This is a genomic window from Pseudoalteromonas sp. 4NS20-0020, from assembly GCF_057554385.1.
Genome location: NZ_BAAJMI010000005.1, coordinates 159316 through 172635 on the forward strand (window position 1 = coordinate 159316; position 13320 = coordinate 172635).

General features: G+C 38.9%; 9 protein-coding genes. 5 read left to right on the top strand and 4 right to left on the bottom strand.

Annotated elements, in window-relative coordinates:
* Positions 1–57 precede the first annotated feature (57 nt).
* Entirely contained in the window at positions 58–5385 is a 5328-nt protein-coding gene (locus AC27JL_RS13935; RefSeq protein ID WP_487195863.1) for a DNA repair ATPase, read from the top strand.
* Between the two features lie 87 nt (positions 5386–5472).
* Here the strand turns inward: AC27JL_RS13935 and AC27JL_RS13940 are convergent, their stop codons facing one another.
* Positions 5473–6237 carry an EAL domain-containing protein gene (locus tag AC27JL_RS13940; RefSeq protein WP_487195864.1) on the bottom strand — a complete coding sequence of 255 codons (765 nt, stop codon included), beginning with the start codon at positions 6235–6237 and terminating at the stop codon, positions 5473–5475.
* Between the two features lie 218 nt (positions 6238–6455).
* Between AC27JL_RS13940 and AC27JL_RS13945 the strand changes: the two genes are divergently transcribed.
* Positions 6456–6635, top strand: coding sequence for a 2TM domain-containing protein (locus tag AC27JL_RS13945; protein WP_487195865.1), 180 nt, complete (start codon positions 6456–6458; stop codon positions 6633–6635).
* Positions 6636–6704: 69 nt separating this feature from the next.
* Here AC27JL_RS13945 and AC27JL_RS13950 read toward each other — a convergent pair whose 3' ends face one another.
* From AC27JL_RS13950 to AC27JL_RS13960, 3 genes are all read right to left on the bottom strand, one after another.
* Positions 6705–7142 carry an OsmC family protein gene (locus AC27JL_RS13950; RefSeq protein WP_243533716.1) on the bottom strand — a complete coding sequence of 146 codons (438 nt, stop codon included), beginning with the start codon at positions 7140–7142 and terminating at the stop codon, positions 6705–6707.
* A 125-nt stretch (positions 7143–7267) separates the two neighbouring features.
* Positions 7268–7405 carry a DUF2256 domain-containing protein gene (locus AC27JL_RS13955; protein ID WP_006791449.1) on the bottom strand — a complete coding sequence of 46 codons (138 nt, stop codon included), beginning with the start codon at positions 7403–7405 and terminating at the stop codon, positions 7268–7270.
* 2 nt (positions 7406–7407) lie between these two features.
* On the bottom strand, positions 7408–8937 hold the full coding sequence (locus AC27JL_RS13960) for a cryptochrome/deoxyribodipyrimidine photo-lyase family protein (protein ID WP_487195866.1): 1530 nt from the start codon (positions 8935–8937) through the stop codon (positions 7408–7410).
* A 185-nt stretch (positions 8938–9122) separates the two neighbouring features.
* Between AC27JL_RS13960 and AC27JL_RS13965 the strand changes: the two genes are divergently transcribed.
* The 3 genes from AC27JL_RS13965 to AC27JL_RS13975 all read left to right on the top strand — a co-directional run bounded on the left by AC27JL_RS13965 (position 9123) and on the right by AC27JL_RS13975 (position 13284).
* Positions 9123–9731: a flavin reductase family protein gene (locus AC27JL_RS13965; RefSeq protein WP_487195867.1), complete on the top strand. Its 609-nt coding sequence runs from the start codon at positions 9123–9125 to the stop codon at positions 9729–9731.
* Positions 9732–9774: 43 nt separating this feature from the next.
* Positions 9775–11700 (top strand): alpha/beta hydrolase family protein, encoded by a 1926-nt coding sequence (locus AC27JL_RS13970; protein ID WP_487195868.1) that lies wholly within the window; start codon positions 9775–9777, stop codon positions 11698–11700.
* Positions 11701–11841: 141 nt separating this feature from the next.
* Positions 11842–13284, top strand: a complete 1443-nt coding sequence (locus AC27JL_RS13975) for an ATP-binding protein (protein ID WP_487195869.1) — start codon at positions 11842–11844, stop codon at positions 13282–13284.
* The last annotated feature ends 36 nt before the right edge of the window (positions 13285–13320 follow it).

Sequence of the window (13320 nt, forward strand, 5' to 3'; positions counted from 1 at the left end):
TATAATTTACGGCTTTTTTGATCACACATACAAAAGTAATACTGCAGGAAAGGTTTAATGACGGACTCAACACAACATGCTTTAGAGCAGGGATCGTACGATTTAATCAAGCGTCGCTTAAATAATTTTGGCGCAACACTCAAAACGCAAACAGATAACGTTAATTCGCAGCGTATTAGCGAGTTTGGTAGTACAGAGCTTCAAGTTAAAGGGCGCGTGCGTGCGCGAACCGAGCAAAACTGTACGCCTCGCGATATTGTGATTGTAGGCGACAAGGTTATTTTTGCTTACAACGTGTTTTTGGGTCTGAAAAAAGAAACCTCAATTGATGATGTATTTAGTGTGCACAAATTGGTTCAGCAAGAGGACCACTTTGAGATTGAACCCTACCCAGAAAAAACCTTATTTTTAAACGATACTCGCTTTATTCGCGATTTTGAAGAGCTTTATACTTACTACAAGCAAACTAAGCTGCAGCACCTATATCAGCAAAACGGTAAGTTATTTGCGCTGTTTCAGATTGGTGAAAAGCTCTCTGACGTGCGAGTGTTTAGATGGGAGATACACCCAGATAACACTATTCATTATATTGATAATCGCGGTGAACGCGATATAAAGCATGCACACGATTATGATTTTGAATGGCAACAAACAGACCGCAGTGACCATGTTGAAGGGCGTCACGGTCATATAAATATTGCTGATACCGTATTTGTTGAAACCATTGGTGGCACACTCACCATAAAAATAGAAAACAGCACCGAAACCGGCGAAGGCATTCATCAAGAACCTGTTGAAGATAAAAACCAATCGCTTGCTGATAGCGAGGTTGAATACGCGCAAGTGGGTGACTTGATTTTACTTAAAATTTTGCCATACCGAGAAAAGCAGTGGCGCTATTTTATTTTTAACAGCCGCACTTTGCAGGTTACGCGTCAAGATGCCATTGGTAGCGCATGTGTTACGCTGCCTGAAGACCATGGTATTATTTTCCCCGGTGGTTACTATTTGCAGTCGGGACAGGCTCGCTCATTTGAAGAACAAATTGATGATTTAGAATTTCATCGCCAAGTTAAATCGCCCAATGGCGAAGATGTATTGTATGTATTTTATGAGCCAAGCGAAGGACGCTATGCTTTATTTGCTTACAATATTATTGATAAAAACTTACAAAACCCAATCTACTGTCACGGTTATGGTATTTACAACGATGGCATAGCGTTAACCTTCAAAGCCGATAACGAACAAGCTGAACGCGTACACCCGATCCAAATATGGCAAAGCCCATTTGTATCAGCTGAGTTTGCCGCCAATGCACCTGCTTTAACGAGTTTTTTTGGAAAAATTGGTAACCCCGATTTAGTACGCGGTATTTCAGATTTATATAGTGTATGCAAAGCGATTAACGAGCAAAGCCCAAGTTTGTTTCACTACGAAGATATGATATCGCTAAGTCGAAATATATTTGATCGCTATCATTGGCTTAATGAAAATGAGTTTGCTGACATAGCGCAAAGCTTGCACAGTATTTTTGAGACAGCAGAACAAGTACTTGATGAGTTTGAAAAAGTAACTGAAATACAGAACAAAGCTAAGCAAGCACTTGCAGATATAACTAAACAGTACACAGAAGTAACACGAGAGGTTCGCCCCGATAGCTTTAAAGCAGTGTCTGAATTTGTTACGGCAATAGACGCGTTAAAAGTACTGAAAGGGCAAATAATCAGCCTTGAAGATATTAAGTACATAGACACCGATGCACTTAACCAGTTACAAGCTGATGTAGATGAGCATTTGAGCGGTGTAAGCCAAGCTACTGCTGCTTTTTTACAGCAATCAACAGCACTTGAGCCGTATCATAAAAAGTTAAAAGAGCTCGAAGAGTTAAGTGCTAAGAGTGAAAGCGTAACCGAACTCAAAACCTATGTTGCCGAGCTTGATAAACAAAGTGTGGAACTTGATTTACTTAACCACACAATGCTTGATTTAGACATAGACGATAGCCGTATTCGCACTCAAATTTTAGAAGATATTAGCGGTGTATATGCGTTAGTTAATAGGGCAAAAGCAGGTATAGAAATACGTCAAAAAAGCTTAGGTAGTGTTGAGGCTAAAGCTGAGTTTGCCGCTCGTTTTAAACTATTTTCACAAAGTATTACTAATGCATTAAATAATGCAAAAACCCCTGAGGCGTGTGACGATCAATTATCGCGTTTGCTAATACAGCTAGAAGAGCTCGAGTCGCTATTTAGCGATTTTGATGAATACCTTAGTGAAATAATAGCCAAGCGAGACGACGTTTACGAAAGCTTTGAAGCGCATAAGCAAAGTTTAATAGACGCGCGTCAGCGCCGTGCACTTAATTTAGCGAATGCCGCAGAGCGTATTTTACAGGGTGTTAATCGACGATCGCAAAGTTTCACTGAGTTAGATGCGTTAAACACCTACTTTGCAGCTGATCCGATGATCAGTAAGTTGCGTGCACTTACGCAAGAGTTAAAAGATATTGGCGACGAAATACGTGCCGATGATATTCAGTCAAAACTAAAAGCAAGTAAAGATCAGGGCATTCGCTCATTACGTGACAAACAAGATATATTTACCGATGGCGGTAATACGGTAAGTATAGGTAAGCACGCATTTAGTGTTAATAAGCAATTACTTGATTTGACATTACTGCCTCGCGATGAGCAGCTAATGCTGCATTTAACAGGGACCGATTACTTTGAGCCGATTACCGACGCAAAAAGTGTTGAAACATTAGCGCAAAGCCGTCACTTGTGGCAGCAAGCGCTCGTGTCTGAAAACAGCACTATTTATCGTGGTGAATATTTAGCTGCGCAAATTTTATTAGCCTGCGAAAATAGTGAGCATACACTTACATTTACACAATTACAGCAAGCTAAAGACAACGGTACGCTTTTAAATGTAGTGCAAAAATTTGCAGAGCCCCGTTACCAAGAAGGTTACGAAAAGGGCATTCACGATCATGACGCAAGCGCAATAATAGAGTCTTTACTTAATCAAAAAAGCACCCTTGATTTACTCATTTACCCAGTGAGTTGTAGGGTAGTAGCGCAGCTTTACAGCGCACAATTGTCAGCAGAACAGTTGGCTACTTTTTATCACCAAGCAAAAAATGCATTGTTGATGGAAACGCACTTTGGCGCAATTAACTTTATTAGCGCTTTAACATCTCAACTGAGTGAATATATCAGCGAGTTTTTAAATACGATACCTCGTATGCTTGTGCACTTTAGTAATTTATCAAGTGAACTCAGCGCAGCATATTTAATTAAGCAATTAGCGCAGCAAAAAAGTGCAGATGAACCTCTGTTTATAGTATCTCAGCAAGCTAAAAACCTCGCCGAGCAGTTTAATAGTGATGCAAATAGTAAGGGGTTTAGCAAAGAGCTAACCCAAGCTAATACCACACTTAATAGCACAGATGAGCGCGGTCTACTTTATTTAAGTTGGCTAAATGCCTATTGTTTACAACACAGCAATATTAGCGCTGAAGTTCAAGCTGAAGCTGCGAATTACCTTCATTTAACAGCCTCTACTTCTTTCAAATACAGCGTTTTAGATGTAAATGCCGATTACACTGTTAGTGGATTAATGGGGCAGCATAAGCAAATAAGTGAGCAAACACTTCAAGTTGATTATGCGTCGTTTTATGCACGCACGCGAGAGTATATTACTGAACAAGTCCCTGCTTTTGAGCAATACCATTCTCTACGTAGTGAAATTTTAGCTAAACAAAAAGAGCGCTTACAATTAGATGAATTTAAAGCGCGGCCTTTGAGTTCATTTGTGCGAAACCAGCTTATTAATAAAGTGTACTTTCCAATTATTGGCGATAACTTAGCAAAACAAATTGGCTCAGCGGGTAAAAACAAACGCACCGATTTAATGGGGATGCTATTACTTATATCGCCGCCTGGTTATGGTAAAACCACGTTAGTTGAATACGTGGCTAACCGCCTAGGCTTAACATTTGTAAAAGTAAATTGCCCGTCAATAGGGCACGACCAAGTATCACTTGACCCATCTCAAGCCATTAACGCAACTGCCGAAAAAGAGATTGCTAAAATCAATCAAAGCTTTGAAATGGGCAATAACGTAATGCTTTATTTAGATGATATTCAGCATACAAACCCTGAATTTTTACAAAAGTTTATTTCGCTATGTGATGGCTCGCGCCGAATTGATGGCGTGTGGAATGGCAAAAGTAAAACGTATGATTTACGCGGTAAAAAGTTTGCTGTGGTTATGGCGGGTAACCCCTATACCGAATCGGGTGAGAGCTTTAAAATACCGGATATGCTTGCTAACAGGGCCGATATTTATAACTTAGGTGATACGTTAGCAGGGTGCGAGCAAGAGTTTGCAATGAGCTTTATAGAAAACGCCCTTACATCTAACTCCGTGCTTGCACCGCTGGCAAACAGAAATATGGACGATTTATACAAATTTGTGCGTATTTGCCAAGGTGAAGATATACCACTTAACGAGCTTGAGTATGGTTATTCACAAGCTGAGGCAAACGAAATTAAAGCGGTAATTAATAAACTGATCACTATTAGAGACACCGTATTAAAAGTAAATGCGCAATATATTGCTTCAGCTGCGCAAGATAACAACTACCGTACAGAGCCGCCGTTCAAGCTACAAGGTAGCTACCGTAATATGAATAAAATGGCTGAAAAAGTTGTAGCAGCTATGAATGACGAAGAGCTCGAGAATTTAATTTGCGATCATTACCGAGGTGAGGCTCAAACACTCAGTAAAGGCTCTGAAGAGAATCTACTTAAGTTAGGTGAACTGCGTGGTACCGCTACAGCGCAAGAACAAGCGCGCTATGAGCAAATTAAAGGTGACTTTGTTAGGTTAAATAAACTTGATGGTGCAGGTAGCCCGGTAATGATGGCGGTTGAGCAAATGGGATATTTGCATGAGGCGTTAGAGGGCATTGCAAGTAAGCTTAGTAAAAGTAACTTAAGTTATGATTACAATGCATCAATTGGCACGGTTGGCGAAGGTTTGGCCAATTTAGATAGCTCTCAGGGCTTTAATGTACTTAATGAAACACTTCAAAGCTTATTACACCAAGCGCCAGATAAAAGCAGTGTTGCAGAGCTAGTTAGTGTCATTGAGAAAAGTAGCGCACATTCTCATTTAAGCGAACTCAATAAAACACTCAATGCTAATAATGTTAATCAAACAATTACGATGTTTGGGCAGCAGTTAGGTGAGGTTATTGCACAAAATACTAATCAGGACGAAATTAAAGTGTTAACTGAAACCCTAAGTCAGGCAATTGCTAATAATGATATAAAACAGCAATTAACCCAATTAGTGCAGGCATGGTCAGGTAAGCAGTAGGTTAGACTTAACAGATTAATGCCGTTTTACAATGAGCGGCATTGATCAAGCTTTGTATAAATTTAAGGTGTGCGATTATTCTCTACTTTACAAATCAAGGTTCACATTGGGTAAGCACTCAAAGCCAGGCTTTGCAAATAAATACCCCTGCATGAGCTCAACCCCCGCGTGTTTAAGCCACACGTATTCTTCTACTGTTTCTATACCTTCAGCCAGTGCAGTAATATTTAAATCTTTAAACATATTTAAGCAATGGGTTACTATTAACTGGCGTTTTTTATCGCTGTTTATATCTCGTATAAGTGCCATATCTAGCTTAATGATATCTGTTTGAAAGTCAGCAAGTAGATTTAAGCCAGAGTAACCTGCACCAAAGTCGTCTGTGGCGGTTTTAAAGCCTAATGATTGATAATAATCAACTACACGCTTTATATGTGCAGTATCTTCTACTTTTTCTACCTCGGTAAATTCAAACATGATGTTTTGAATAGGAAAATTATACTTTTTAGCCGCCTCTAATGTAGTACGTATGCAGCGCTCAGGCTTATAAATAGCGTTGGGTAAAAAGTTAATGCTTAGCATTGAGGTAATGCCTAGTTTGGCAGCAAGTTCAATTGCTTTAATACGGCAAAGCTGGTCAAACGCATAGCGGTTACTTTCGTTTACCTTAGAAATAATAGAATAAGCAGATTCGCCGTTTAGTCCCCTCACTAATGCCTCGTAGCCAAAAATATTGTTGCTTTGGCAATTTATGATCGGTTGAAACGCCATTGAAAAATCAAACTCAAGTGCGTTTGCATCTTCACAGTTACTGCAGGTAACTTTTATGCAATTTGTTGATTTTTCATTCATTTAGTTCGGCCTTTTTAATATAAGCATTTAAGGTTAGTTTAAGTTCGATCTTAACACAAACAAGTTAAAGTATGAGTTTTTATATTTTAAGTAGTAAGAAGTAACTAATAAGTAAGCCCTAATTAATGACACTTGTCATAATATTGAGTGACTTTTAACAGCTGTATTTGTTTTGTTTATGCTTAAAAATAACCCTATACATAAAGAGGAGAGTAAATATGAATACATCAACATTTTTTGAAAATCTAAAGCGTTATTTAGCTGTATTAGCATTGTTAACAGTCATTAATTTAATTACCTCGCCAAATTATTTATGGGTAGTTTGGCCTGCGTTGGGTATGGGGATTGCACTACTTAACGATTTATTAGATTTAAACAACTCAAAAAGGGTTGGCTAATGAATGCAAAGCCAAGTAAAAAACTTACTTGGCTTAAGTTGCATATTATTGAAAATAACTATGGTTTGGTTATGAGGCGCTATCGAGTGTTGCTTTAAGTGAAATTTCGGTATTAAGCAGCTTTGAGATAGGGCAGCCTTTTTTAGTTTGCTCACATAAGGCCTGAAACTGCTCATTAGCTATGTCACTAATACGTGCTTTTACTTCAAGTGCTATATGCGTCACTGCAAAGCCATCGTCTACTTCATCAAGGCTTACCGTTGCTTTGGTATCAATTTTATCGGCTGTAAAACCAGCATCACCTAATGCAAGCGACAGCGCCATGCTAAAACAGGCACTGTGTGCGGCACCTACTAGCTCCTCAGGGTTTGAGCCTGGCTCATCTTCAAAACGGGTATTAAAGCCGTACGGCTGTTTATCAAGTGCACCACTTTGCGTTGAAATACTGCCTTTGCCTGTTTTAATATCGCCAGACCAGGTTGAGTTTGCCGTTTTTTTAATCGTCATCATCTTCTCCTTGTTTAAATGTAAGTTTTTCAGATTAGGTAAGCGTTATTTACAAAAAGCTTAAATAAAACCGAAAAAACATTAATTTCAGATGATGTTGCAAAATAGACGCCAGTAAATTGCAATCACTTTTTATTTCGTTTACACCGCTCTGAGCAATAAATGACATTGTCCCAATCTCGTTGCCATTTTTTACGCCACGCAAACGGTTTATTACAGATAGGGCAAATTTTTTGCGGTAGGTTTAGTTTTTTATGCGCCATAGTTACTTAACCTGAGTGTTATTTTTAGCGGTGTTTTTATTTTTTACTTTGCTTGTGTTTGGTGTGATTGCAACATGCTTTCTAAGTATTTTCCCTATGGCACGTTTAACTTCAGGACGATCTCGGTATTGCCATAATCGCTCGCGGGCGTCTTTTGAGGCGAGTGTTAAATCAAGCATAGGCTCGGGGTAATCTTCACCCAGTTTAAAATCGTTAAAAAGCGCTTCCATTGGTGTTTGCTCCCACGGTTCGTGTAAGTATTCAATAGGGAGCTTTTCAAGTTCAGGGCACCACTTTTTTATAAAGGCGCCGGTTGGGTCCTGATCTTCAGATTGCTTTATCGGGTTGTAATGGCGAATGGTATTAATACCCGTAACCGATGCCTGCATTTGAATTTGCGGATAATGAATACCCGGTTCAAAGTCTAAAAAATAATTAGCTAATGGAAAGCTTGCTTGCTGCCAGCTTATGTTTAAATGGTGTGTTACAAAGCTCACCAACATAGCGCGCATTCTAAAGTTAATATAACCGGTGGCCTTTAAACAGCGCATGCATGCATCTATTATAGGCACGCCTGTTTGCCCCTGCGCCCAACGCTCAATATCATGCTTTACATGTTTATCGGTACGATACGGAAATGAATGATAGCCCGGGTTTAGTGCTTTAAACTCCATAGTGCATTCGCTTTCAAATTTTTGCATAAAGTGGCAATGCCAATGCAAACGAGATACAAAAGCAGCAAGCGGGCGCTTCCAACCTTTTTTATCGGGATGGTTTGAATGATAAGCGTCTATCGCAGTTTGATAAACTTGCCTAAGGCTTATATTTCCCCATGCTAAATATGGCGATAGTCTAGAGCAATGGGTGCGGCTTAAGCTAGGGCTAGATATTCCTTTTTGATAGCCTTTACCGCGCTGGGTAAAAAAACTTTGCATAACTTCTCTTGCATGAAGCGGGCCGCCCTGCTGAAAATTGTCATCATCTTGAGTGTAAGTTTCAGGTAATTCTGGATTGTTATAATTTTTAAGTTTGACGGTATTAACATTCTTCCAATTGGGTATAGCAAGCGGAGCCTGCATTGTTTTTTGCCAGCGTTCGTTCCAATTGTCACGGTTTTTTTTACCACGAATAACAGCGCCTGTTGGCGATTCTTGCCAGTTAATATGGTTATGGTGGCACCAAGCTTTAATTGCTAAATCGCGTTCAAAGGTATTATTTAGCCCTATTTCTTGGTGGCTAAAAATATTTGATATTTCAAACTGCTCATTAAGCTTTTGAAGCAGAGTCTGCATGTTCTCTTTAAATATATACACCTTTGCATTAAAGCGCGCTAATTGAGAGTTTAAATCAACAATAGACTGATACACAAAGCGCCAGTGTCGTTCATTATAATGAGCATCCTCCAGCAGAAGTGGTTCAAAGTTGTAAATTAGTAAGGTAGGTAGGCCAGTGTCAAACGCACTTTTTAATGGCTGATGATCGCTTAAGCGTAAATCGCGTTTAAACCACACTATATTTATTTTTTCACGCATTTAATTTACGACTCTTAGCTTAAATTAGTATATTGATGTTCACGTTATTTGGTGTTTTATTGCGTTTGTATTTTTATTAACGGGTACTGTTTGCTACAAAAAACGCACTAAAATAAAAAAGTTAAAGTTGTTAGTACGTAAAGGTTTTAAATTGCGATTTAGTTTTAATAATAAAAAGGAAAAACATGTTTTTAGATTTAACTAGCAATGCTGATCACAATGTATATTCATATTTAGTGGGCGGTATAAGCCCGCGCCCCATTGCATGGATCAGCACGTTAAGCGAAAAAGGGATTGCGAACATTGCTCCGTACTCATTTTTTACCGTAGCAAGCTGTAATCCTCCTGTATTAAGTGTTACTCAGGTAAATCCGCGTGATCACGCTAACAAAGACACGTTAACTAATTTACTGGCGACTAAAGAGTGTGTGGTCAATATTGTTAGCCATAACTTAGTTAAACAAATGAACCAAAGCTGTGCCAATTACCCCAATAACGTAAGCGAGTTTGATGAAGTAAATATACAACAGGCGCCAAGTACATTAGTGAGCCCGCCAAGTGTCGAGGCTTCTAAAGTACGCTATGAATGTACCTTGCGTGAGGTAATTACGGTTTCAGAAAAAACCGGTGGCGGAAAAATGATGTTATTGGATATAGTTGGTATATGCGTTGATGATGCAATATTAGTAAACGGTTATATTGATCCTGCTCGATTAGAGGCTGTAGGGAAAATGGGTGGCGATTACTTTAGTACGACAAAAGATAAATTTGTTCTTAAGCGTCCTCAGTTATAGAATACGGACCTGATTTAAAAACATAAAAATAAAAGGACTTTTGATGCGTAAACTTATTGCTGCTGCATTGATCACGCTTATTAGCTTTAATACTCTCGCCGAACAAGATAAAAAATTGCCGATAGAAGCCTTTGCGGGCTTAAAAGACTTTAGCCAAATTAAACTATCTCCCAATGGTGAGAACCTTTCCTTTGTTCGAAACCACAAAGGCACCTTAGTGTTAATGGTTAAAAATCTCAAAACAGGAGATACAAAAGCAATTTTAAATGCAGACAACCGCACTGTATTTTTTGATTGGTATAGCTGGGCTAATGATAACGTTATTTTGCTGGGTGCTAGGTTTATTAAGTACCAATTTGGCGGGGCTAAATATACATCTACACTTTTGTACTCGTACAATCTCACAAATAAAGATGGGATTAAATTAGCGTTTAGAGCTGTCCCTTCTCGAGATGAGCGTCAGCCACAATTTGCAGACCGTATAGTGAGCTTTCTACCAGAACAAGAAGATAAAATTTTGGTACAGGGTGATTTTACAGTGCCAAATAACCCTGCTGTATACGAGCTAGATCTTAATACATTGCGCAAAAGTAAAGTACAAAGACAGCGCAATAACGTAACAGATTGGTTTGCCGATAGGCAAGGTAATGTGCGAATCGCTAAAAAAATGGACGAAACACAATTTACTTATGAATTACTTAATGCTGAGACCGGAGACTGGGACACGTTATTTGATTACGAAGTATTTAGTGAGCAAAGTATTTCTATATTAGGGTTTGATAAAAACCCTAACCTTTTATATATCTCGGCGTTGCACAACGGGCGAGATGCATTGTTTAGACTTAACCTAACTACCAAAGAGCGCGAGTTAATTTACAGCAATGATAAATACGACTTTGATGGTTCTATTTTTTATTCTAGCAAAACAGGTGAGGTTGCAGGGTTTACTGATTCTCACATAGAGGACGGGGTAAACTACTGGGATGCAGATTTAGATAAACTTCACCGCTCTTTAAGAGTATCGCTTCCTAAAGACGACTACGATATTGATATTTTAAGCACCACTAAAGATCAACAAAAATACATACTTTACGTTAGTTCAGCAAAGTCGTCAGGTAGTTATTTATTAGGAGATAGAACAAAAAACCAGGTCAGCGCAATTGCCGATGCTTATCCGCAAATTGATGAAACAGTATACGGCGGTAAAGAACGCATTAGTTACAAAGCGAGAGATGGATTAACCATTGAAGGTTATTTAACGTTGCCTGTAGGGTATAAAAAGGGCGACAAATTACCCACTATAATATTTCCGCATGGTGGTCCAATGGCGCGAGATTACGCTAACTTTGATTATTGGACTGCATTATTGGCTTATCATGGTTACGCTGTATTACAGCCAAACTTTAGAGGTTCAAGCGGATATGGTTATGAGTTTTTAATGCAATCTATTCAGGGTTTTGGTTTAGCCATGCAAGACGATTTACAAGATGGCGCCAATTGGCTTATTGAACAAGGTATTGCACAACCTGAAAAAATTTGTATTGGTGGCGCAAGTTATGGTGGTTATGCAGCGTTAATGGCGGTTGTTAAGCACCCTGAAACATTTAAATGTGCTGCCAGTTTTGCAGGCGTAAGTGATTTAGAACACCTTGTTTTTAAAGCGCGTTACTTTACCAATAAAGAAATAGTCAGAAAGCAGTTTGGTACAGACGACGATATGCTAGAAGCTAACTCTCCTGTAACGTATGCAAAGCAGATTAACCGACCTATATTATTAGTTCATGGCAGCGATGATAGTGTAGTGCCTGTTTACCATAGCCGGGAAATGGAAGATGAATTAGACGATGAAAATAAAGACGTTACTTATATTGAGTTAGACGATGGCGATCATTATTTATCGCATCAAGCACATCGCGTTAAAACGCTGCAGGCTTTTTTAGATTTTTTTGATAAACATTTAAAAAACTAAACAATACAAAGGCGACTTAGGTCGCCTTTTTTGTACAATTTTTTTAAGTAGGTGCACATTGTTTGCACGTTTAGTTGTTAAGCTTATTTAAATATGGCCAAGTTATAAGTGGCGGTTTAATTTTAAGGTGAACGCTTGCTCATGAAAATTCACAATAAACTTTTTTTAATTTTGTTTAGTTTTACCTTTAGCATTATTGCGGGGCTGGTGGTGCTTATACAATGGAGCATAGGCCAAGGTGTTATTGATTATGTGAATGCAAAAGAAATAAAAGCACTTGAGCCGCTTGTTACAAAGCTCGCAAAGCAATATGAAAGCAGTGCCTCGTGGGACGAAGTCATCCGTGACAATAAAAGTTTTAGACGCCTTGTTGAAGCCGAGTTACAAAGCAGCCAATTTTCTGAATTTGCAGAGCGCCCAAGTCCTAGAGGCCGGTTAATGAGGCCACCACCACCTGAACGCGGTCGCTTTGATATGAAAGGCCCTCCCAGACCAAACGATATTGCTCATTACGCGTTACTTGATAAAAATAAGCAACCGATAAGAGGGCGTTATCTCGATGAACTCACCTATATCAATACGCCAATTACTGTTAAAAATATAGTCATTGGTTATTTAGCTGTTTCAAAAAGAGATAATCTGGTTGATGGCTACGAGCTTGATTTTTTAGAACAGCAAACAGACTACTTATGGTTTATTGCTATAGCTGCTGCGTTATTTACGTTGCTGTTAACTTTTTTACTATCACGGCATTTAGTAAGCCCGGTAAAAAAAATAGCAACCGGGATGCATCAGCTTACGCAAGGTCACTTCACTACTAAGCTGACTCTTGATAGAAAAGACGAATTAGGCCAATTGAGTGAAGATTTTAATACACTGGCCTTTACACTAGCTAAAGATGAGCAAGTACGTAAACGCTGGTTAGCTAATATTTCTCACGAATTAAGAACACCAATGAGTATTTTACTGGGTGAACTTGAAGCAATGTTACTTGGCGTACGTGAGCCTAACACCCAAAATATTAGTTCAGCTAATGATGAGGCGATGCATTTAAAGCGCCTAATAGATGATTTACATATGCTAAATAGTGCCGAATTAGGGGGGATGCACTACACCATGCAGCCAACCGATTTAACAATACTGTTAAATACAATCGAGCAAAAATATCAGGTTATATTTGAGCAGCATACAATCAAACTTTATCTATTAAATAGTGCTCAATACGCCAATGTTGAGGCTGATAAAACACGGCTACTGCAGTTGTTTGATAATATTTTAATGAATGCAGTTCATTATGCTCAGTGCACGACTATTTCAATAACTGCTAAAAACATAAGTAAAAAAGGGCAGTCATTTATTGAGCTGAGTATTGAGGATAATGGAGTTGGGGTAGAGTCTTCACATTTAGCGCATTTGTTTGAATACCTGTATCGAGTTGATGGTGCGCGTAACCGCCAAGAAGGTGGTTCAGGCCTTGGTTTATCAATCTGTAAACATATAGTTGAGGGTCATAACGGTGAGATAGTCGCAGAAAAAGCGGACCTAGGTGGTTTAGCTATTATTATACGCCTGCCAACCATTTAACAATGTTTAAACCTAATCTTTAAATTGCCTACTTTA